The organism is Pseudomonas idahonensis (assembly GCF_037903935.1).
Lineage (GTDB): Bacteria > Pseudomonadota > Gammaproteobacteria > Pseudomonadales > Pseudomonadaceae > Aquipseudomonas > Aquipseudomonas danubii.
In genome coordinates, this window is the sequence record NZ_CP149586.1 from 5,384,034 (window position 1) to 5,405,674 (window position 21,641).

General features: G+C 63.1%; 17 protein-coding genes. 9 read left to right on the plus strand and 8 right to left on the minus strand.

Annotation, left to right across the window (positions count from 1 at the left end; genetic code table 11):
• Positions 1–12: 12 nt before the first annotated feature.
• From WIN67_RS24260 to WIN67_RS24270, 3 genes are read left to right on the plus strand one after another with little or no spacing between them, the layout of a single operon-like run.
• Positions 13–1,140: a GNAT family N-acetyltransferase gene (locus tag WIN67_RS24260; protein ID WP_170001628.1), complete on the plus strand. Its 1,128-nt coding sequence runs from the start codon at positions 13–15 to the stop codon at positions 1,138–1,140.
• Positions 1,137–2,909, plus strand: coding sequence for a sensor histidine kinase (locus WIN67_RS24265; protein WP_102880763.1), 1,773 nt, complete (start codon positions 1,137–1,139; stop codon positions 2,907–2,909). Before WIN67_RS24260 ends, WIN67_RS24265 begins: the two co-directional genes overlap by 4 nt.
• Positions 2,899–4,296, plus strand: a complete 1,398-nt coding sequence (locus WIN67_RS24270; protein ID WP_102880764.1) for a sigma-54-dependent transcriptional regulator — start codon at positions 2,899–2,901, stop codon at positions 4,294–4,296. Before WIN67_RS24265 ends, WIN67_RS24270 begins: the two co-directional genes overlap by 11 nt.
• 50 nt (positions 4,297–4,346) lie before the next feature.
• Here the strand turns inward: WIN67_RS24270 and WIN67_RS24275 are convergent, their stop codons facing one another.
• Together WIN67_RS24275 and metE are read right to left on the minus strand one after the other, a co-directional pair.
• Complete coding sequence (locus tag WIN67_RS24275; protein WP_170001624.1) at positions 4,347–5,381, minus strand: alpha/beta fold hydrolase; 1,035 nt, start codon at positions 5,379–5,381, stop codon at positions 4,347–4,349.
• A gap of 195 nt (positions 5,382–5,576) precedes the next feature.
• Positions 5,577–7,886 (minus strand): 5-methyltetrahydropteroyltriglutamate--homocysteine S-methyltransferase, encoded by a 2,310-nt coding sequence (gene metE, locus WIN67_RS24280; protein ID WP_339070130.1) that lies wholly within the window; start codon positions 7,884–7,886, stop codon positions 5,577–5,579.
• Between the two features lie 108 nt (positions 7,887–7,994).
• Between metE and metR the strand changes: the two genes are divergently transcribed.
• Positions 7,995–8,912, plus strand: a complete 918-nt coding sequence (gene metR / locus WIN67_RS24285) for a transcriptional regulator MetR (RefSeq protein ID WP_102860993.1) — start codon at positions 7,995–7,997, stop codon at positions 8,910–8,912.
• 41 nt (positions 8,913–8,953) lie between these two features.
• On the opposite strand, the gene WIN67_RS24290 is transcribed toward metR, so the two are convergent.
• The 5 genes from WIN67_RS24290 to WIN67_RS24310 all read right to left on the minus strand — a co-directional run bounded on the left by WIN67_RS24290 (position 8,954) and on the right by WIN67_RS24310 (position 12,478).
• Entirely contained in the window at positions 8,954–9,457 is a 504-nt protein-coding gene (locus WIN67_RS24290; RefSeq protein WP_110651513.1) for a GNAT family N-acetyltransferase, read from the minus strand.
• Between the two features lie 29 nt (positions 9,458–9,486).
• Positions 9,487–10,125 carry a LysE family translocator gene (locus WIN67_RS24295; RefSeq protein WP_102880767.1) on the minus strand — a complete coding sequence of 213 codons (639 nt, stop codon included), beginning with the start codon at positions 10,123–10,125 and terminating at the stop codon, positions 9,487–9,489.
• Between the two features lie 22 nt (positions 10,126–10,147).
• Entirely contained in the window at positions 10,148–10,582 is a 435-nt protein-coding gene (locus WIN67_RS24300; RefSeq protein ID WP_110651363.1) for an NUDIX hydrolase, read from the minus strand.
• A 100-nt stretch (positions 10,583–10,682) separates the two neighbouring features.
• The gene (locus WIN67_RS24305; RefSeq protein WP_102880769.1) at positions 10,683–12,029 is read right to left on the minus strand and encodes an HD domain-containing phosphohydrolase; all 1,347 of its coding nucleotides are present in this window, start codon (positions 12,027–12,029) and stop codon (positions 10,683–10,685) included.
• Positions 12,030–12,205: 176 nt separating this feature from the next.
• Positions 12,206–12,478, minus strand: a complete 273-nt coding sequence (locus WIN67_RS24310; protein ID WP_102860452.1) for a type B 50S ribosomal protein L31 — start codon at positions 12,476–12,478, stop codon at positions 12,206–12,208.
• A gap of 311 nt (positions 12,479–12,789) precedes the next feature.
• Here WIN67_RS24310 and WIN67_RS24315 point away from each other — a divergent pair, with 311 nt between their 5' ends.
• From WIN67_RS24315 to WIN67_RS24330, 4 genes are all read left to right on the plus strand, one after another.
• Positions 12,790–14,409, plus strand: coding sequence for an FMN-binding glutamate synthase family protein (locus tag WIN67_RS24315; RefSeq protein WP_102860451.1), 1,620 nt, complete (start codon positions 12,790–12,792; stop codon positions 14,407–14,409).
• A 62-nt stretch (positions 14,410–14,471) separates the two neighbouring features.
• Positions 14,472–14,756, plus strand: coding sequence for a putative quinol monooxygenase (locus WIN67_RS24320; protein WP_102860450.1), 285 nt, complete (start codon positions 14,472–14,474; stop codon positions 14,754–14,756).
• Positions 14,757–15,183: 427 nt separating this feature from the next.
• Complete coding sequence (locus WIN67_RS24325; protein ID WP_306396506.1) at positions 15,184–15,774, plus strand: papain-like cysteine protease family protein; 591 nt, start codon at positions 15,184–15,186, stop codon at positions 15,772–15,774.
• Between the two features lie 8 nt (positions 15,775–15,782).
• Positions 15,783–16,376, plus strand: coding sequence for a hypothetical protein (locus WIN67_RS24330; protein WP_306396508.1), 594 nt, complete (start codon positions 15,783–15,785; stop codon positions 16,374–16,376).
• 101 nt (positions 16,377–16,477) lie between these two features.
• Here WIN67_RS24330 and WIN67_RS24335 read toward each other — a convergent pair whose 3' ends face one another.
• A complete protein-coding gene (locus WIN67_RS24335) occupies positions 16,478–17,899 on the minus strand; it encodes an amino acid permease (protein ID WP_268562006.1) in 1,422 nt (473 codons plus the stop codon).
• Between the two features lie 491 nt (positions 17,900–18,390).
• Here WIN67_RS24335 and WIN67_RS24340 point away from each other — a divergent pair, with 491 nt between their 5' ends.
• Positions 18,391–21,498: a transglycosylase domain-containing protein gene (locus WIN67_RS24340; protein WP_339070131.1), complete on the plus strand. Its 3,108-nt coding sequence runs from the start codon at positions 18,391–18,393 to the stop codon at positions 21,496–21,498.
• Positions 21,499–21,641: the final 143 nt, after the last annotated feature.

Consider the following 21,641-nt stretch of genomic DNA (forward strand, 5'->3'; position numbering starts at 1 on the left):
TAAGGAAGATACGTGATTACCGCCCAAGCCTTTTCCACCATCCAGGCCATTGAACGCAGCGCCTGGAACGACTGTTTTCCAGACGCCCTGGAGGATTGGGACTACTACCTGGCCGTGGAAAAAGCCGCCATCGCCGACTTCCAGTGGCGCTACCTGGCGATCTACGAGGGCTCGACCCTGGTGGCGGTAGCGCCGGCCTTCACGACTCAGTATCGGCTCGACACCACGGTCTCCGGCCTGGCCAAACGCTTCACCGAACGCCTGGCACGCCAGTGGCCAGGTGCCCTGGAGCTGCGCCTGTACGCCATCGGCTCGCCCGTGGCCGAACAGTGCAGTGCCGGCACCGCCAGCCACGTTCCCCTGGAACGTCGTCAGGCGTTGCTGGAGCAGTTGTTGCAACTGGCCCGGCGCGACGCCGACCGCTTCGGCATCGGCCTGATGGCGGTCAAGGATGCCCCCAGCAGCGACCCGCAATGGGCCGCCAGTTGCCGAGCCGCCGGCCTGCAAGCCATGCCGAGCCTGCCCAGCGCGCTGCTGCCGGTGCCCTTCGCCTCGATCGACGCCTATCTTGGCACCCTGGGCAAGTCCACTCGCAAGGACCTGCGGCGCAAGCTGCGCGCCCCGGCGCCGCGCATCGAGTGGCGGCGGCAGATCGACGACGTGTTGCCCGAGATCATGCGCCTCTACGAAGCCACCCTGGAACGCAGCGACCTGCAGTTCGAGCGCCTGCCGGCGGCCTATTTCACCGGCATTCTCGAACAACTGGACCAGCGCGCCGCCTGCGTCCTGTACTGGGTCCAGGACCAACTGGTGGCCTTCAACCTGGTACTCATCGACCAGCATCGGCTGATCGACAAATTCTTCGCCCACGACTTGAACGTCACCCGTGAGCACAATCTGTACTTCCGCAGTTGGCTGGCCAACGTCGACTACTGTATCCAGCAGCACATTCCCCTGTACGAGTGTGGTCAGGCCGGTTACGCCAGCAAGTTGCGCCTGGGTTGCCAGTTCACCGGTAACATGTTGTTTTTCCGACATCGCAATCCCTTGCTCAATGCCCTGCTCAAGGTGATAAAACGCTTTGTCCGTCCGGATCGCTCCGACCCCGCCATGGCTGCTGCAATAAGCGAAAGTACATGACCAGAAAAGATCGTCGCCCGCCCCGCCCTTTTGCCATCTCCCGCTGGAGCCTGCAGCGCAAGCTGGTGTTGGCGTTCTGGCTGGTCAGTGTGATTCCCACCATGATTGCCGCGGAGCTGGCGGCCACCACGTTGTCGGAGATTTTCGACAGCAACGTGCGCATCTGGCTGCAGGAATCCACCAAGATCGTCGAGGACGAGATCACCGAGATCCTCCATGACAACGCGCGGATCGCCCAGCTGTTCCTGCGCTATACGCGCCCGCCCACGGACCGCAATGCAGCCAAGCATGACAAGCTCACCGCCGACATTGCCGACTCCATGGGCATCGACGTGGTGGCGCTGATCCGCAAGAGCGACCACAAGGTGGTGTTCACCACCGCCGCGGACGACGTGGTAGGGCAGATCAGCACCGCTTCCAACGCCGTCCTGCAGACCATCCAGGTGGGTGGCGTGGCCACCGGGGCGGTGGTCTCGACCTTCCAGACCCAGCTCGACGGGGTCGACTATCAGCTGTTGATCGCCACCTACCTGGACGCCAGCTTCCTCACCAGCGTGGCCGATGTGCACTCCCTGGACCTGCGCCTGTACCTGGCCAAGGCCGATGATTTCTCGGAGATCTTCGCCACCCAGCGCTTCGAGGACCATCCCCCCCGCGTGCCGCACAAGATCGAAGACATCCTGCGCGCCACCCGCCAGCCCACCGAGCAGTTCACCAGCCGCTACAGCGGCCTGTACCGGCCGATCTTCAACGACAGCGGCGACCTGGTGGGGGTAATTTTCAGTGGCCTGCTGCGCCACAGCAGCCTGGTGGGCCTGGTTAACCAGAGCAACCTGTTCATCCTGATCTTCCTCCTCAGCTCGGCCGCCTCGCTGTGTGTCGGCTGGCTGGTGTCGCAACGCCTGACGCGGCCGCTGCGGGGCCTGTCCAAGGGGGTCCAGGCGGTGATCGCCGGCGACTACCGGCAGCGGGTGCCGGTGATCGGTGGCGACGAACTGGCGGAGCTGAGCAGCACCTTCAACCACATGAGCGAGCGCCTGGGAGAACTGCAGCACCTGGAGGGCCAGTTGCGCCGTCGCGATCGCCTGCACGCCCTGGGCGAGGTGGCCATGGGCCTGGCCCATGAAATCCGCAATCCGCTGGGCATCATCAAGACCGCCACCCAGTTGCTGCACCGTCGGGCCAACCTGCCGGAAAACGACAAGCGCCACCTGGAATACGTGATCAGTGAAGTCAGCCGGATCAACGACCTGATCACCGACTTTCTCGACTTCGCCAAGCCCAGCGCGCCCATTCGTGCCACCCAGGCGGCACGCCCGCTGGTCGAGGAACTGCTGGGCTTCTGCACCCCGGAACTGGCGACCCACAATATCGAAGCGCGGATCGACGACCAGGCACCGGGTGCGACCATCCACGCCGATGCCCGGCAGCTCAAGCAGGCCTGCCTGAACCTGATCCTCAACGCCATCGACGCCATGCCCGAGGGCGGTCGACTGACCCTGGGCATCGCCCAGCAGGAAGACGAAACCATCCTCAGCGTCAGCGATACCGGCCAGGGCATCGAGCCGGACATGCTGGAACGCATCTTCACCCCCTTCGTCACCACCAAGGCCTCGGGCACCGGCCTGGGCCTGGCGAAAGTCTTTTCGATCATGGAAAGCCATGACGGCCACATCGAGTGCGTCAGCGAAAAAGATGCCGGCGCCACCTTCAGCCTGTACATTCCGGCCAACGGTGAAGAGGACGACGAGGACACTGATGACGCATAACCTGCTGGTGGTCGATGACGAACCCAAACTCTGTGACCTGCTGTCTTCGGCCTTGAGCCAGAACGGCATCCAGGTGTTCACGGCAAGCAATGGCCTGCACGCCCTCAAGGTGCTGGAGCAGGAAGACATCGACCTGGTGATCAGCGACTGGCGCATGCCGGGCATGGACGGGCCGCAACTGCTGGCGGAAATCAAGCAGCGCTACCCGAACCTGCCGGTGATCGTGATGACCGCCTACAGCACGGTGAAAAACGCTGTGCAGTCCATGCGCAACGGTGCCTACGACTACATTGCCAAGCCCTTCGATATCGATGAGCTGGACATCACCGTCAGCAAGGCCCTGCAGTTTCGCGACATCCTCAAAGACAACCAGCGCATGCGCGCCGAGCTCGACGAGCATCAGCAGTTCGACAGCCTGGTGGGCGACAGCCCGGCCTTTCGCCAGGTACTGCAGGCGGTGGACTCGGTACGCGAGAGCAGCGCCACCATTCTCCTGACCGGAGAAAGCGGCACCGGCAAGGAGATGGTCGCCCGGGCCATCCACAAGCACGGCAATCGCGCGGACAAACCCTTTGTCGCCGTCAATTGCGCGGCCATTCCCGAAGGCTTGCTGGAAAGCGAGATGTTCGGCCACCGCAAGGGCGCCTTCACCGGCGCCGTGGCGGACCGGGTCGGACGCTTCCAGCAGGCCGACAAGGGCACCCTGTTTCTCGATGAAGTGGGCGACATGCCCCTGGCCTTGCAGGCCAAGATCCTCCGCGCCCTGCAGGAACGCGTGATCGAGCCGGTGGGCGATCCCCGGGAGCGCAAGGTCGATGTGCGGGTGATCGCCGCGACCAACAAGAACCTGCTGGAAGCCGTGGCCAACAAGGAGTTCCGCGAGGACCTGTACTACCGCCTCAACGTCTTCCCCATTCCCTTGCCGGCGCTGCGCGAGCGGGTCGAGGACATCGCTCCACTGGCCCGCCACTTCGCCCACAGCCTGGGGGCCACCGCCGGCAAGCGCATCACCGGCTTCAGCCCCCAAGCCCTGCAGGCCATGGCCTCCTACACCTGGCCAGGGAACATCCGCGAACTGCAGAACTGCGTGGAGCGGGCCACCATCGTCGCCCGCGCATCGGTCATCGAAGAAAGTGACCTGCCAGGCTATCTGTTCGACACCCCACCAGCAGGAACCGAGGGCAGCGTGGCCCTCAGCGTCGGCCCACAAGTGCCCAGCGACCTGGACGCGGCCCTGGCCGAAGTGGAGCGGGCCTACATTCTCGCGGCCCTGCACCAGAGCAACGGCGTCCAGGCGGCAGCGGCGCAGATGATCGGCATTTCCGAACGCAGCTTCTGGTACCGCCTGAAAAAGCTCGGCATTCAGGTAGACAAGATCATTCGTTGAGCGGGGGTTGCCTCATTCGCCGGCAAGCCGGCTCCTACTGGCGCATGACCTCACAGCACATTCGCGCTATCCACCGGCTCGATCTGGGCCCAGTGGGAAGTGTCTTCGCGATGGTTTTGCAGGTATGGCAGCACCGCCGCCAGCAAAGGCGCCTTGAAGGCGTCCTGGAAACGATGGGCCAACCCCGGAATCAGCTTCAGCTGGCTGCCCTGGATCTGCGCCGCCAGGTGCACCCCATGCATCACCGGCAACAGCGGATCGGCGGTGCCGTGCACCACCAGCGCCGGCACCCGCAGTTGCTTGAGCAAGGCCACCCGACTCGGCTCGGCGAGAATCGCCATGATCTGACGCTTGACGCCCTCCGGGTTGAACGCCCGGTCATAGGACAACGCAGCCTGATGCAGCAGGACCTGACGGTCATCCGTAATCTTCGGGCTGCCCAGGGCCGCCAGCAGGTCCGCCTGCTGCTCCAGGGCCGCTTCACGGTTCGGCGCATTGCGCCGGGACAGCAATTGCACCAGCGCCTCGTTCGGCGCCGGCAGGCCTTCGGCCCCGGAACTGGTCATGATCAGCGTCAGGCTCTCGATTCGTTGTGGCGCCATGGCCGCCAGATGCTGGGCAATCATGCCGCCCATGCTCGCCCCCAGCACATGAAACTGCTCGATGTGCAGGGCATCCATCAGCCCCAGGGCATCATCGGCCATGTCGCTCAGGGTATAAGGCGCAGCCACGGGCAGGCCGAGCTTGTAGCGCAGCACTTCGAAGGTCAGGTTGGCGCTGGCCGGAGCCTGGCGCCAGGTGGACAGGCCGACGTCGCGATTGTCATATCGAATCACCCGAAACCCTTGCTGACACAAGGCCTCCACCACTTCGTCCGGCCAGTGGATCAATTGTCCGCCCAGGCCCATGACCAGCAGCAATGCCGGATCGGAACTTCGACCGATGCTTTGGTAGGCCAGGCTCACCTGCGCCAGGTCGACCCGTTGCGTGGGTACGTTGACATCGCAGCGCGAGGCCGCAAAAGACAGCTGGCCGAGCAAAAGCCCGGCCAGCAGGATGACAGTGGAAAACAATCTTGCCCGCATGGAAAACACCGAAACGCAGAACCCCAGTAGAGCGCGAGTCTGATGAACTTCGATGTTTCGCGCTGCCACAGTTGCGTGACAGTTTGATGAAGCCCGCCCAGCGGTCATCGCTTAGGGGCGCTCGGGCGACGCCTCGTTTGCCGACGAGGTGGAACTGATGATCGCCTTCGTCGGCAAGCAGGTTTCTACCGGCTTTCAGGCCAGCTGGCTGCGCAGCTGGCGGGCCGCGGCCACCATGTTCACCAGGGCCGCTTCGGTTTCCGGCCAGGCGCGGGTCTTCAGGCCGCAGTCGGGGTTGACCCACAGTCGCTCGGCGGGAATGCGTTTGACCGCCTTGCTCATCAACTTGACCATCTCGGCAGTATCCGGCACCCGTGGCGAGTGGATGTCATACACCCCCGGGCCGATGTCGTTGGGGTAGTCGAAGGCTTCGAAGGCTTGCAGCAACTCCATGTCCGAGCGGGAAGTCTCGATGGTGATCACGTCGGCATCCATGGCAGCGATGGACTGGATCACATCGTTGAACTCGCTGTAGCACATGTGGGTATGGATCTGAGTTTCGTCCCGCACACCCGAAGCGCTCAGGCGGAAGGCCTGCACCGCCCAGTCCAGGTACTCCTGCCATTGCGCGCGGCGCAGGGGCAGGCCTTCGCGGAACGCCGCCTCGTCGATCTGCACGATCTTGATCCCGGCCTGTTCCAGGTCCTGCACTTCATCGCGCAGGGCCAGCGCCAGTTGCTGGGCCTGGACCTTGCGCGATACGTCTTCCCGCGGGAAAGACCACATGAGCATGGTCACAGGGCCAGTCAGCATGCCCTTCATGACCTTGTCGGTGAGGCTCTGGGCGTACTGGATCCAGTCCACGGTCATGGCCCGGGGCCGGCTCAGGTCGCCGTAGATGATGGCCGGCTTGACGCAGCGCGAGCCGTAGCTCTGGACCCAGCCAAAACGGGTGAACAAGTAGCCGTCCAGTTGCTCAGCAAAGTACTCCACCATGTCGTTGCGCTCGGCTTCACCGTGGACCAGCACGTCCAGGCCAAGGCTCTCCTGGATCTGCACTGCGTGGCGGATCTCGCTGTGCATGGCATCGGTGTAGTCGTTGAGCGACAGCTTGCCCTGCCGGTAGGCCTGGCGCGCCAGGCGAATCGATGCAGTCTGCGGGAAAGAGCCGATGGTGGTGGTGGGAAAGACCGGCAATTGCAGGCGCGCTCGCTGCTGTTCGATACGTTGCGCAAAGGGCGACTGACGCTGACTGTCGGCGGCGCTGATGGCCTTGATCCGGGCCTGGACCTGGGCCTTGTGAATCCGCGGGGACTGGGCACGACTGGCCTGGACCTTCCGGCTTTGCGCCAGGGCCGCTTGCACCGCCGGGGCCTGGGGATCGTTCAGGGCATCACGCAGGACCGAGATCTCGCCGCACTTCTGCACGGCAAAGGCCAGCCAGCTTTTCAGTTCGGCATCCAGCTGGTCTTCCCGGGACAGGTCCACCGGGCTGTGCAGCAGGGAGCAGGAGCTGCTGACCCAAAGGTTGTCGCCGAAACGCTCCTGGGCCACCTGCAACTGCTGCAGGGCCTGTTCCAGTTCGCAGCGCCAGACGTTGCGCCCATTGACCAGGCCCACGGAAAGAATCTTGTAGGTCGGCAGCCGGTCCAGGACCTGGCCCAATTGTTCCGGAGCCCGCACCGCATCGATGTGCAAGCCGTCCACCGGCAGGCCCACCGCCAGGCCGAGGTTGTCTTCCAAACCGCTGAAGTAAGTGGCCACCAGTTTTTTCAGCGGCGAGTACTGGAGGATGTGGTAGGCCCGCTCGAAGGCGCTCTTCCACTCCTGGGGCAGATCGAGGGTCAGGATCGGCTCGTCGATCTGCACCCATTCCACGCCCTGGGCCTTGAGCCGGTTGAGGATCTCGCCGTACAGCGGCAGCAGGCGCTCCAGCAGGTCGAGCTTGTTGAATCCATTGCCCTTGGCCTTGCCCAGCCACAGGTAGGTCAAGGGGCCGATGATCACCGGCTTGACCTGATGACCCAGGGCATGGGCTTCCTCGACTTCGTCGAACAGTTGCTCCCAGCTCAGTTGGAACGGCTGGTCGGCGCTGAACTCGGGGACCAGGTAGTGGTAGTTGGTGTCGAACCACTTGGTCAGTTCCTGGGCGTATTGCGCCTGGCCCTGCTCACCGCAGCAGCCAGCACTGGCGCCACGGGCCATGGCGAACAGAGTGTCCAGGGTCGGGCGGCCCTGGGCATCGCGAAGACCGTCGAAACGCTCGGGAATCACCCCGAAGGTCAGGGAGTGGCCGAGCACCTGGTCGTACCAGGCAAAGTCGCCCACTGGCAGCAGGTCGATGCCGGCGTCTTTTTGCACTTGCCAGTGCCGAGCCCGCAGCTCGCGACCGACCTCTTGCAATGCAGCCTGATCGAGGTCGCCCTTCCAGTAGGCTTCGAGGGCTTTTTTCAGTTCGCGGTCAGCGCCGATGCGGGGAAAACCGAGGGTGTGGGCCAGTGCCATGGGAAAGCGCCTCCTTGTCAAAGATGGCGCTATTGTCGACAGCTCGGGCAACATGAGACAAACTCAACCTTTTCGTGTTGATCACAAAATTTACTCATGGAGATCCTGGTGCTCGAAATCCGTCACCTGAAGACCCTGCACGCCCTGCGCGAAGCCGACAGCCTGGTTGAAGCCGCCGAACGCCTGCACCTGACCCAGTCCGCCCTGTCCCACCAGTTCAAGGAACTTGAAGAACGCCTGGGCATGCCACTGTTCGTGCGCAAGACCAAGCCGGTGCGCTTCACCAGCGCCGGCCTGCGCCTGCTGCAACTGGCCGATGCCACCCTGCCGCTGCTGCGCGGCGCCGAACGGGATATTGCCCGCCTGGCCGGCGGCACCGCCGGCCGCTTGCACATGGCCATCGAGTGCCATAGCTGCTTCCAGTGGCTGATGCCCACCATCGACCAGTTCCGCGACGCCTGGCCGGAAGTGGAGCTGGACCTGGCCTCGGGTTTCTCCTTTGCACCGCTGCCGGCGCTGGCCCGGGGTGACCTGGACCTGGTGGTGACCTCCGATCCCCTGGAACTGGCCGGCATCACCTATGTGCCGCTGTTCACCTACGAAGCCATGCTTGCAGTGGCCAACCAGCACCCCCTGGCAAGCAAGCCCTACATAGTCCCGGAAGACCTGCTGAACGAAACCCTGATCACCTATCCGGTGGAGCGGGATCGTCTGGACATCTTCACCCGCTTCCTGGAACCGGCGGACATCGAACCGGCGCAGGTCCGCACCTCGGAACTGACGGTGATGATGATGCAGCTGGTGGCCAGCGGCCGCGGGGTGTGCGGCATGCCCCATTGGGCCCTGCATGAATACAGCTCACGGGGTTATGTGAAGGCCAAGCGACTGGGTGAAAAGGGACTGTTCGCCACCCTGTACGCAGCGATTCGCGCCGACATGCTGGACGCGCCCTACATGCGTGACTTCCTGCTGACCGCCAAGGACACCTCGTTCTCGACCCTGGACGGCGTCAGCGCTGTACGCTGAGCGCCACCCTCACGCAGGCGCCGGCTGGCCAGCGAGCAGGATCAGCGTGGCACTTCGCGCCACATGTGGATCTTGTCGAGATAGTCCTCCCCCACGCACACCGCCTGGGGTTCGAGCCCGAACTGGACAAAGCCGCAGCGCCGGTACACGGACAGCGCTGCGTCATTGCCCGCCGTCACCGTCAGTTGCACCAGGCGCAGCCCTTCATAATCGGCCGCCTCTGCCAGTAACCTCTGCACCAGTTGATAACCCAGGCCGCAGCTACGCTGCTCGCCCGTGACGTAGAGCCCGAAAAGGGTCGCCTTGTGCCGGGCTTTCTCGCGAAGTTCAAAGGCCAGGCCGACAATCCCCAGCAAACGCCCCTCGGAAAAGGCCCCCAGCAGCAAGTCCAGTTCGCCATCCAGGCGTGCGGCCCACCAGGCCAGTGGCAGCTTTTCCCGCTCCCTGACGCTGGAAGTGAACGCCTGGGGATGGCGCTCATAGGCTTCGAGCATCAAGGCCCGGTATTGCGCGGCATCGTCAGGAGTCAGGTGTTGGATCTGCAGGCTCATGCGAGATCGTCAGTCCGTCATGTTCAGTTGGTACGGCGTTGTTCGAACATCAAGCGCACCGCCAGCCCCGCCAGCACGAACCCCATGAAGTAACGCTGGGCCGAAAGCCAGGTGGGGTTGCTGGCGAACCAGGAGGCAATGCCTGCGGCAAACAGGGCAATCAGCAGGTTCACCGAAAAGCTCACGCTGATCTGGGTCAGGCCGAGAATGAGGCTCTGGGAGAACACCGAACCGTGCTCGGGATGAATGAACTGCGGAAAGATCGACAGGTAGAACACCGCGATCTTGGGGTTCAGGGCGCTGGTCAGGAACCCCATGATCACCAGCTTGCGGGGCGAGTCCACCGGCAACTGCTGGGCTTCGAACGGCGATCGCGCGCCAGGCTTGAGCGCCTGCCAGGCCAGCCACAGCAGATACAGGGCACCGGCCCACTTGAGCACTTCATAGGCCATGGGCACCGCCATGAAGATCGCGGTCAGGCCCAGTGCAGCGGCAAACAGGTGGACGAAAAAGCCCGCCACGACGCCCAGTAACGACGTCACCCCGGCCTTGCGCCCCTGGCAGATCGAACGGGAAATCAGGTAGATCATGTTCGGGCCTGGGGTCAGCACCATCAGCAACGAGGCCGCGGCGAAAATCAGGTAGTCGTGAAGTGGGATCATGGCAGCCCTTGGCAACGGGAGGTCAGGCGAGGCTCGCCTGGGCCTGGCGATAAAACGGCAAGATCAGATCCCGTGTCAACGGCGCCAGAAACAAATCACCATCGCTGGCCGGATCGATCCAGCGCACCTCCTCGATCTCCGCCGCCGGGGTCACCGCAGTGTCGATGCGAACAAGAAAGACCTCCGCCTGCACCACATGGCCGGGCTCGTTGGCGGCCGGTGCGCAAAACTGTTGCAGATAGCGGGCCTGGCTCGGATCGATGCGCAGGCCGAGTTCCTCTTCCAACTCTCGGGCCAGGGCCAGCACCGGCGGCTCGCCGGCTTCGATCTTGCCACCAGGCTGCATGAAGGCCTGGGTGCCGCGTTTGCGCACCAGCAGGGTCTGGCCATCGGCCCCCAGCAACAGGGCGGCGGCGATACGGATGACGGAGGGTGCAACGGCGGAGGGCAGCGACATGGGGACCTGGACACCTTGAGAACGAAGGCGCAAGGATCACATGCCCGGCAGCGGGTCGTCATCCGCCAGCGGTATATTTCCCGTCGTTCCAGGGCGTTTCTCAGGTGCCCGACTGCGGCTCTCGCGCCAGCTTGACGAACACGCTGTAACGGGCGCCTTCCATGGTTTCAAAGGCGATCAGTTTGTCCACCAGAGGCTGGCTCAGCACCTTGCCGGCGTTGAGCAGAAGCATGCCGTTGTCGGCATTCAGGTTGCGCGCCAGCAGCATGCCCGCCGCCAGCTCCCGGGTGCCCAGGACCTTGACCGAAGGGTCGCCCAGGGTCACATCGCTGAGGTACACAGAACACACTTGGATAAACCCCTCCACCAACTCGGGGTCGTACAGCCGGCCGGCGTATTTACGGATGAACACCAGGGCCTCGTCGCTGTTCATGTGCCGTTCGAGAATCAGCCCGCACTGCAGTTCGATAAAATCCACCGCCAGCTTGAGCAGCCGCGAGCCCAGGGGAATCGCCTCGCCCTTGAGGTGATCGGGAAAGCCGCTGCCATCCCAGTGCTCCTGGTGATGGCGGATCAGGCGCGCCGCATCCTGTACCGGTTCCAGGGTCATCAGCAGCGATTCGCTTTGCGCCGGATAGGCCCGATAGCGTTCACGCTCATGGTGGTGCAACCAATCGGCCGGGGTGATCATCATGCTGTCGCTCCAGCTCAGCTTGCCGATGTTGTGCAGGGCCGCGGCCATGGCCAGGTCGCGCTGCGCCACGGCGTCGATGCCGTGGATCTTGCAGTAGGCACGCACCAAATCGATGATCCGGCGGTTGGTCTGCTTGTCGCTCGGCAGACGCTGGTTCACCAGCAGCGAGAACAGCTCGGCGCCCGTGGCATAGCTGTGCTTGAGCTCCTCATAGGCCAGGTCCAGCATGTCGGCGGTTTGTTGCAGCTCCGCGGTGCGCGACGCGACGCGTTTTTCCAGCTCGGCATTGAGGGCCTTGAGCTGAGTGTTCTGCTCTTGCGCCAGAGCCTCCAGGCGCTGGCGCTCACGCACGGAATGCTGATGCTCCAGCGCCTGGCGCAAGGTCAGCAACAGTTCCTGATCATCCCAGGGCTTGCTCAGGTAACGGTAGATTTCCCCTTCATTGATCGCCTTGGCGATCAGTTTCAGGTCCGGGTCACCGGTCAGCAGAATGCGCGTAGTGTCCGGATAGTGCTGATGAATGCGCGCCAGCAGGGACGGGCCATCCATCTGCGGCAGATGGGCGGCGCTGATTATCAGGTCCACCTCCCGGGTGGCCATGACCTTCAGGGCTTCGCTGGCGTCGTGGGCAAGGTGCAGCACGTAGGAATGGGCACTGAGCAGTTGGTGCAGGCGTTGCAGGATCGCGTCCTGGCTGTCCACCAACAGAACCTCGGGCTGGCGTGTGACTGTGGCAACGTTCAGCTCACCCATGAGACACCTCGGGTCAACATCGATGCACATGTCCTTCATTCTTTTCACTGGCAACACTGATCCTTGTTGCCTGATTCAAGCGTAGAAGCATTTCCGAGGGGAATGATGGCTTTTTAATACCATCCGTCCGCTGAAAGAGCTCCAACGGACGGCGGCGAGAATGGAGGCCAATGACCTCACTTGGCAGCGGCTTTACCGCTGGAACCGAAGGAGGCAAAACGTTTGTTGAAGCCAGCGATACGGCCTTCGGACTGGGTCTTGCGTTGCTGGCCGGTGTACACCGGGTGCGAAGCGCTGGACACATCCAGGGTCACGTAGGGATAGGTCTGGCCATCACTGTGCTGGTAAGTGCGGTCGGTATCGACGGTAGAGCCAATGAGGAAAAACACGTCGGCGGCAGTATCGTGAAACAGCACGGGGCGGTAGTCAGGGTGGATGTTGGGTTTCATCGGAGTCTCCAGCGGCTGGGGGTGAAAAACAATGTTATACAGTAACAATAAAATCCTCTTTAAACGAGAACTTATCGCAATAAGCTTCTACAACAATGGTCTGACTCCTGCCTCGTTCCCCCGATTCAGGCTTGCCCGTAAGGCCCCAGCGGGCCAGTATGCTGGGCTGCAACGCTCTGACACAGCCGTGAATTCCTATAAGAAATGCCTGTGCAGCCCACCGTCTCAGCCGTTCGGTGTCGCTGTCGATTACCCGTTATCAAGGCACCCGGTGCCTGATTGACCTGATGAGTCCGAACCAAGGAAACCGTATGAGCCTGTCACTTCTGAGCCGCTACGCCTTCTTTGCTGCCTGCGTGATATTCACCCTCGCCAGCCTGCCCTTTCTCGAACACGACTGGCTCTGGCCATTCACCCTGGTCACCGGCCTGCTGAGCCTGCTGGGGATCTTCGATCTGCTGCAAAGTCCACACGCGGTACGCCGCAACTACCCGATCCTGGGCAACATCCGCTACCTGGTGGAAGGCATCCGTCCGGAGATCCGCCAATACCTGCTGGAATCCGACAGCGACGCCCTGCCCTTTTCCCGCGCCCAGCGCTCCCTGGTGTACTCGCGAGCCAAGAATGAAAGCGCCGACAAACCCTTCGGCACCCTGATTGATGTCTACCAGTCGGGCTTCGAGTTCATCGGCCATTCCATGCGCCCGGCGCCCTTGAGCGACCCCAGCAGCTTTCGGGTCACCGTCGGCGGCCCGCAATGCACCCAGCCCTATTCGGCCTCGGTATTCAACATCTCGGCGATGAGCTTCGGCTCCCTGAGTGCCAACGCCATCCGTGCCCTGAACCAGGGTGCCAAGCTCGGCAACTTCGCCCACGACACCGGTGAAGGCAGCATCAGCCCCTATCACCGTGAACACGGCGGCGACCTGACCTGGGAACTGGGCAGTGGCTACTTTGGCTGCCGCACCGCCGACGGTCGCTTCGACCCCGAGCGCTTCGCCACCCAGGCGCAGAACCCGCAAGTGCGGATGATCGAGATCAAGATGAGCCAGGGCGCCAAGCCGGGCCATGGCGGCATCCTGCCCAAGCACAAGGTGACCCAGGAAATTGCCGACACCCGCGGCATCCGCATGGGCGAGGACTGCATTTCGCCGTCGAGCCACAGTGCATTTTCCACCCCGATCGAAATGATGCATTTCATCCAGCAACTGCGTGAGCTGTCCGGCGGCAAGCCGGTGGGCTTCAAGTTCTGCCTGGGCCACCCGTGGGAATTCATGGGCATTGCCAAGGCCATGCTGGAAACCGGCATCCTCCCGGATTTCATCGTGGTCGACGGCAAGGAAGGCGGCACCGGCGCAGCCCCCGTGGAGTTCACCGACCACATCGGCGCGCCCATGCGCGAAGGCCTGCTGTTCGTCCACAACACCCTGGTGGGCCTGAACCTGCGGGACAAGATCAAGCTCGGTGCCAGCGGCAAGATCGTCAGTGCCTTCGACATCGCCAGCGTCCTGGCCATCGGCGCCGACTGGGCCAACTCGGCCCGGGGCTTCATGTTCGCCATCGGCTGCATCCAGTCACAAAGCTGCCACACCAACAAATGTCCCACCGGTGTCGCCACCCAGGACAACCTGCGCCAGCGTGCCCTGGTGGTGCCGGACAAGGCCCAGCGGGTGTACAGCTTCCACCGCAACACCCTCAAGGCCCTGGCCGAGATGCTGGCCGCCGCCGGCCTGCAGCACCCGTCGCAACTGGAAGCCAAGCACCTGGTGCGACGCATGTCGGCCACCGAGATCAAGCTGTTCTCCCAACTGCATGTGTTCCTCAAGCCCGGCGAATTGCTCACCGGCGAAGTCAACGGCGAGTTCTACTCGCGCATGTGGCAATTGGCCCGGGCCGACAGCTTCGAACCCAATACCCAAGCCGCCGCTTAAGCACGTCTGTCCAGGCCTCCCCGGCTACCTGGGGAGCCTGGCGACTCACAAGGAAGATTGGAATGCTCAAGGTTATCGCTGAAGATTTCATCAAGCCCGAACACCTGGAAACCGTGCGCCCGTGGTACGCCGAACTGGTGGAAAAAACCCGCCAGGAGCCGCTGTGCATCGCCTACGATCTGTTCGTCGATCAGAAAGACCCCGGCCACTTCATCTTCGTCGAACAGTGGCCGGACCGCGCCGCCCTCGACGCTCATTGCAACACCGAACACTTCACCCGCCTGGTACCACAGATCAACGCCTTTCAAGCCCGCGAATGCCGCGTGCTGCTGATGGACGAATTCTAGAAACCGATATCCTCCCGATGCTTGACCGGACCACCGAAAGCAGACCGAACCACCACTGACCTTTCGCAGTTCCAGCATGCCCTTGCTGTCTTTCGAGCAACTGTCCCAGCAACTGCCCGGCAGCCACGGCACCCTGGTGATCATCGACGTCTAGCCTCACTCGGCACTCGACAAAGGTTCACAACCCGGACCGGGGCCGACTGTGGACGCCCCCTTTATCAGGGACATTCACGCCTGCCACAATGCACAAACGCATAATTAAATTGCATTGGCGCATATCTCATCTAAGGTTGCTTGCAGACCCGGCCAGCGCACGCCATCGAGGCTGGCGCCGCGCAGCACCCAGCGCCGGGTCCGGCAACTTGCTGTAGCCCAGATGCCACAGCGACACCAGCCGGAGGCTGGTTTTCACTCATGGAGGATGAACATGTTAAGCACCACCTTGACCCCCACCGGCAACCCGCAGGCCCTGCCCCAATGCCTGGCCGGTACGCTGATCGATCCGCAACTGGCTGAAATCGACCCACGCGCCGAGGCGGCACCCCAGGCCGGCGCCCGGCTCAATTTCAGCGTGCAGCCGCAAACCCAGAGCAACTGGTGCTGGGCGGCACTGTCGGCATCGGTCGGCAACTACTACGGCACCGGCTCCTGGACCCAGTGCGGAGTGGCCAATGCCGAATTGGGCCGCAACTCCTGCTGCAGCCAGCCCGGACCGTGCAACGTCTACGGCTACCTGGACTCGGCCCTCAGAACCACCCGCAGTTATGGCGGCATGCGGGAAAACCGGATGCAGATGCCGGCCATCGAAAACCAGCTCAGCATGGGCCGTCCCGTCGGCCTGCGTTGCGCCTGGTATGGCGGCGGCGCGCATTTCCTGACGATCTACGGCACCGATGGCAGCTACATCCTGGTCGCCGACTCCATCTTCGGTTACTCGACCCGTGCCCTTAACAGCTTCCCCGGTTCCTACAACGGCGGCGGCAATTGGACCCACACCTACTTCACCCGGAAAAACTAGGAGGCGTCATGCAACTGACTTACCCCAAGGCGCCCACCCACGGCGTCCAGACCTTGCACCCGGCACTGCAGGCAGCCCTGCGCACCCAGGGTTTCGGCGTCAACCGCGCCTTTGCCAATGCCGGCACCCTGAGCCTGTCCCAGGCATTTCGCGGCTACGCCCTCAGCCTGGGGGACCTGGCCAACGGCCAGGGCCTGGACCAGGCCACGACGGGGGACTGGCATTACCTGGTGTTCGCCGGCGGTGTATCCATCGCCGACGCGCAACTGACGGAAGTGGCCGGCAAGGTCGAGTTCGCGGCGCTCAATCACGGCGCTCTGGCGGCGTCCACCATCAGTGCCCTGAACCTGGCGGAACAGGCCCCCCTGCTGCAGGGGAAATCCTGCGAGTTGAGGTTGCTGTTCATCCCGGCGTTGCAGGTGACGGCGATCTGGCTGCACGCAGCCGATGCCGAAGTGCTGATTCCCATCGACCCCACCCCGGCGAACCTGGCAGCCCACCAGCTCTATGACGCAGCGACGCTGTTGAGCCTGCTGACCCCCTTGGCCCGACAAGCCAAGGCGGTTTTCGATGCCGATACCAGCGGCACCCTGGGAGGCTGAACCGAGGTAAAAAAAATCCGGCGGCCCTGGCGGGACGCCGGATTCTTCTGTTCAGGCCGTTGGCCCGGGATGCTCAAGACAAGAGCCTCCCGGGCGAGGGATCACGACGCCGAACGCACCGCCCCTTGCTGGACATTGGTCGGTTGCAGCTTGAACAGGTAGAACAGCACAGTCAGCAGCACCAGGAACGCCGGGCCGACATACAGCGCCACGCGGGTGTCCGGGAAGTAGGCCATCAGCCCCACCACCAGTACTAGGAACGCCAGGGCGAAGTAGGAACTGACCGGGTACAGCCACATGCGGTATTTCAGCGCAGCCCGCTCGCTCGGGCTCAGGCCTTTGCGGAACTTGAGCTGGGCCAGCAGGATCATCACCCAGGTCCAGATCGCCCCGAAGGTGGCAATCGAAGTCACCCAGACGAACACTTTCTCCGGCACCAGATAATTCATCAGTACGCCCAGCAGCAGGGCGAAGATCGACAGCAGCAGCGCGCGACGCGGTACGCCGTTGCTCGAGGTCTTGGCGAAGCCGGCCGGGGCCTGGCCGTTCTGCGCCAGGCTGTAGAGCATGCGCCCGGTGCTGAAGATGCCGCCGTTGCAGGACGACAGCGCGGCAGTGATCACCACGAAGTTGATGATGCCGGCGGCAGTCTTGATGCCCAGACGCTCGAAGGTCATCACGAACGGACTGCCCTGGGTGCCGATCTCATTCCACGGGTAGATCGACAGGATCACGAACAGCGCGCCCACGTAGAACAGCAGGATGCGCCAGAACACCGAGCCGATGGCGTTGGGAATGGTCTTCTGCGGGTTGCGCGCTTCACCGGCGGTGAGGCCGATCATCTCTACGCCCAGGTAGGCGAACATCACCATCTGCAGCGACATCAGCACGCCGGTCACGCCATTGGGCATGAAGCCACCGTGGGCCCAAAGGTTGGAAATCCCCAGCGCCACGCCGTCGTTGCCGAAGCCGAAGGCAATGATGCCAACGCCACCGATCACCATGGCGATGATGGTGACGATCTTGATCAGGGCGAACCAGAACTCGAACTCACCGAAGGCCTTGACCGCGATCAGGTTGATCGAGCCCATGCTCACCAGGGCCGCCAGGGCCCAGATCCAGCGCGGCACATCGGGGAACCAGATGCCCATGTACACCGCCACCGCCGTGATCTCCGCGACACAGGTCACCAGCCACAGGAACCAGTAGTTCCAGCCGGTCAGAAAACCCGCCAACGGGCCCAGGTAGTCTTGTGCGTAACGGCTGAAGGAACCGGCGACCGGGTTATGCACCGCCATCTCGCCGAGGGCGCGCATGATCACCAGGATCGCCAGGCCGCCGATGATGTAGGACAGCATGATGGCCGGACCGGCCATTTCGATGGCCTTGGCCGAGCCCAGGAACAGGCCGACGCCGATACAGGCGCCCAGGGCCATCAAGCGAATATGCCGTTCGCCCAGTTCGCGTTTCAGCGGGCCGCCCTGAGCGGTCTCGCCGTGGGGCAGTTGGTTGCCAACTGACATAGAGATACAACCTCATTTTGTTATTGGATATGAACCACCGAGTCTGCGAAGCCATGGCGGATAGCCGCAGCTTGCTCAACCGTACCGGCCTTGTGGGGCGGCGCGTCTGTAGGACAAGACCTGCCAGATCAGCGGGGTGCGCAGTATAAAAAGCTCCCGACAGGGCTTTTCACTCTATAAGTAGCTAAATTCAGAGAGAAATCTCGGCAAATACCGCTTTCGCGGAGAAGCATTACCTGCTTTTTGCCCTTAAACCTCACTCGGAAAGGGCCCGGAGTATTGCACAGCCCTGGTGCATCGTCATGCCCCTACCTAGGGCGTATTTACCTGGAAGAAGGCTCTATCACAGCCCTTTCCCACCGGTTCCTGATCAGCCCTGCGGCCGCGGCCCGGTTCCAGGCCCCATTGCTTTCACAATTTCTTCTGCCGCGGCTACCACCGACTAAGCTTCAGACAAGTCCGATCAATCTGCGTGAATGGATCAATCGACTATGGGCGCTCTGTGGCAGACCGATTCGCGTAAAAACGCAGTGCCAAACCACAGCGAGGACGAAGCGCCTTTACCCAAAAAACCCAGGGCCCACCGTTATGCCTGGCGCCTGTTCTGGCTGCTACTGCTGATCACGCTGATCGCCCTGGGTGTCGCCGCCACCCGGGAAATGCGGACCTCCAAGCTCCAGGCCCGGGAATTCAGCAAGCTGGCTCAAGACTTGAGCTATTCCCTGCAACCAGGCCCCAGCGACGCCATGCTCTATCCCGGCGCCGGCCCCTTCGACCGGCGTCTGGGCTATAGCGCCCTGGGCGAGTTCCTGCCGCGTCTGCTCAAGCGCGGCTACCTGATCGACGCTCAGACACGGTTTTCCCCGGCATTGATGGACTACAGCAGAAACGGTTTTTTCGTGCCCTATACCGAGAAAATCCAGGCCGGCCTGTCCATCACCGATTGCCGCGCCGCGCCCCTGTATCAATTCAATTACCCACAACAGCTGTATGCCAGCTTCAACCATATTCCGCCCCTGATGGTGCACAGCCTGCTGTTCATCGAGAACCGCGATCTGCTGGACCCCAAGCTGGCCCAGGCCAACCCGGCGGTGGACTGGCCGCGCTTCGCCAAGGCCGCCTGGTCCCAGGTGGCCAAGCTTCTGCACCTGCCCGGGCAGACCGCCGGCGGCAGCACCCTGGCCACCCAGCTGGAAAAATACCGCCACTCCCCCGATGGCTTGACGGTGTCCGGCGGCGAAAAGATCCGCCAGATGATTTCCGCCAGCGTGCGCGCCTATCAGGATGGCCCGCAAACTCTGGAGGCCCGACGCCGGATCGTTCGCGATTACCTCAACAGCGTGCCGCTGTCGGCGGTTCCGGGCCACGGCGAGGTACATGGCATGGCCGAGGGCCTGCGGGTCTGGTACGGCGCCGATTTCGATCAGGTCAACCAGGCCCTGTCCAGCAACGCCACCGATGCCAGGAGCCTGGCCCAGCGCGGCCTGGCCCTGCGCCAGGTGCTGTCGCTGATGATCGCGCAACGCCGCCCTTCCTATTATCTGGTCAAGGGGCACGCCGAGCTGGCGGACCTCACCGACAGCCATATCCGCCTGCTGGCGCAGAACAATGTCATTGATCCCGCCCTGACCGCCGCGGCCCTGGCCAGCAAGGTCAGCTACCGCGACTGGCAGCAGCAGCCGACGATCCAGCCGATCGAAACCAACAAGGGCATCAGCGTGGCCCGCCGCCGTTTGGCAGCGCTGCTCAACCGCCCCTTGTACGACCTGGACCGCCTTGACCTGTCGGCCACCAGCACCTTGCAGAGCGACCTGCAGCGCCAGGCCACCGAGTACCTCAAGCAGCTCGCCGACCCGGCTTTCGCCGCGCAGATCGGTGTGCTCGGCGAGCGCCTGCTGACCCCCACCAGCACCACGCAAGTGCGCTACAGCTTCACCCTGTTCGAACTCACCCCCGACGGCTCGCGGGTGCGGGTGCAGACCGACAGCACCGACCAGCCTTTCGACATCAACGAAGGCAGCAAGCTGGAATTGGGCTCCACCGCCAAGCTGCGGGTGCTGACCACCTACCTGCAGATCATTGCCGAGTTGCACGACAAGCACGCTGGGAAAACCCCGGCCGAGCTGAAGAAGTTTGTGGTCAACGACCAGGACCGACTGAGCCGCTGGGCCCTCGACTACCTGATGCAGAACAGCGACCGCAGCTTGCCGAAAATGCTCGACGCGGCCCTGGACCGCACCTACTCCGCCAGCCCCGGCGAAGCCTTCTTCACCGGCGGCGGGTTGCATCACTTCAACAACTTCCGCAAAGAGGACAACGGCCGCAGCCCGACCCTGCGCGATGCCCTGCGCGAATCCATCAACCTGCCGTTCATTCGCCTGATGCGTGACCTGGTGCGCTACAGCACCTACGGCGGCGACAGCAGCAGTGCCGAGTTGCTCAAGGACGACGCCAACCCGCGGCGCCAGGAATACCTGGCACGCTTCGCCGACCACGAAGGCACCTCGTTCCTGCTGCGGTTCTGGAAGAAGTACCGCAACAAGGACACCCAGGCACGCCTGGACACCTTTCTCGACGGCATGCACCCCACGGCGATCCGCCTGGCTGCCGTGCACCGCTACCTGCTGCCGGACGCCAGCCAGGACAGTTTCAATCGCTTTGTCCGGGCCCATATGAAAAACGCCAAGACCGCCGAAAAACTCACCGACGAGCGCCTGGACAAGCTCTATGCCGGCTATGGCCCGGGAGCCTATGACCTGCCGGACCAGGGCTACATCGCCAAGGTCCATCCCCTGGACCTGTGGCTGCTGGGCTACCTGATGAACAACCCCGACGCGACCTTCAGCCAGATCGTCAAGGCCAGTGAATTCGAACGCCAGGAGGTCTACAGCTGGCTGTTCAAGAGTCGCCACCGCAGCGCCCGGGACAGCCGCATCCGTACCATGCTGGAAGTCGAAGCGTTCCTGGATATTCACCAGCGCTGGCAGAGCGTCGGTTACCCGTTCGACCACCTGGTGCCCTCCCTGGCCACCGCCATTGGCAGCTCCGGCGATCGTCCGGCGGCGCTCGCCGAACTGGTGGGCACCATCCTCAACGACGGCGTGCGCCTGCCGTCCCTGCGCATCGACAGCCTGCACTTTGCCGCCGGCACGCCTTACGAAACCCGCCTGAGCAACGACCCTGGCAAGGGCAAGCGCGTGATGCCTTCGGAGGTCGCCACGGCGCTGCGCGGGGCCCTGTCACAGGTGGTGGATGCCGGTACCGCGAAACGGGTATCCGGCAGTTTCAAACTGGCGGACGGCACGCCACTGGCCATGGGCGGCAAGACCGGTACTGGCGACAACCGCATCGAGGCCACTGGTGCCGGCGGCCGGGTGCTGAGCTCCAAGTCCATCAACCGCACCGCAACCTTCGTGTTCTACATCGGCGATCACCACTTCGGCACCCTCACAGCCTACGTGCCGGGGGCTTCGGCCCAGGGCTTCAAGTTCACCTCGGCCTTGCCGGTGCAGGTGCTCAAGGGCATGGCGCCGATTCTCATGCCCTACCTGCAGCCTGGCAGCAGCACCCAGTGCCTGGGCAGCCTCGCCCAACGCTGAATCCATCCGCTGACCCGCCCCTGCACGCCACTCCATGGCCTGGATCGCCCGCCCATTGTGATTTTCCATCTCAGACCAACGGCAGCTTTGGATGGCGTAGAAGTGCTTGCGCAATCGTTAAGATATATCTTAAGTTATATCTG

Excerpts from the sequence above, each read along its gene's own strand:
- WIN67_RS24265 (WP_102880763.1), top strand. The coding sequence starts at position 1,137 with ATGACCAGAAAAGATCGTCGCCCGCCCCGCCCTTTTGCCATCTCCCGC.
- WIN67_RS24270 (WP_102880764.1), top strand. The coding sequence starts at position 2,899 with ATGACGCATAACCTGCTGGTGGTCGATGACGAACCCAAACTCTGTGAC.
- WIN67_RS24275 (WP_170001624.1), bottom strand. The coding sequence starts at position 5,381 with ATGCGGGCAAGATTGTTTTCCACTGTCATCCTGCTGGCCGGGCTTTTG.
- metE (WP_339070130.1), bottom strand. The coding sequence starts at position 7,886 with ATGGCACTGGCCCACACCCTCGGTTTTCCCCGCATCGGCGCTGACCGC.
- WIN67_RS24295 (WP_102880767.1), bottom strand. The coding sequence starts at position 10,125 with ATGATCCCACTTCACGACTACCTGATTTTCGCCGCGGCCTCGTTGCTG.
- WIN67_RS24300 (WP_110651363.1), bottom strand. The coding sequence starts at position 10,582 with ATGTCGCTGCCCTCCGCCGTTGCACCCTCCGTCATCCGTATCGCCGCC.
- WIN67_RS24305 (WP_102880769.1), bottom strand. The coding sequence starts at position 12,029 with ATGGGTGAGCTGAACGTTGCCACAGTCACACGCCAGCCCGAGGTTCTG.
- WIN67_RS24310 (WP_102860452.1), bottom strand. The coding sequence starts at position 12,478 with ATGAAACCCAACATCCACCCTGACTACCGCCCCGTGCTGTTTCACGAT.
- WIN67_RS24315 (WP_102860451.1), top strand. The coding sequence starts at position 12,790 with ATGAGCCTGTCACTTCTGAGCCGCTACGCCTTCTTTGCTGCCTGCGTG.
- WIN67_RS24320 (WP_102860450.1), top strand. The coding sequence starts at position 14,472 with ATGCTCAAGGTTATCGCTGAAGATTTCATCAAGCCCGAACACCTGGAA.
- WIN67_RS24325 (WP_306396506.1), top strand. The coding sequence starts at position 15,184 with ATGTTAAGCACCACCTTGACCCCCACCGGCAACCCGCAGGCCCTGCCC.
- WIN67_RS24330 (WP_306396508.1), top strand. The coding sequence starts at position 15,783 with ATGCAACTGACTTACCCCAAGGCGCCCACCCACGGCGTCCAGACCTTG.
- WIN67_RS24335 (WP_268562006.1), bottom strand. The coding sequence starts at position 17,899 with ATGTCAGTTGGCAACCAACTGCCCCACGGCGAGACCGCTCAGGGCGGC.
- WIN67_RS24340 (WP_339070131.1), top strand. The coding sequence starts at position 18,391 with ATGGGCGCTCTGTGGCAGACCGATTCGCGTAAAAACGCAGTGCCAAAC.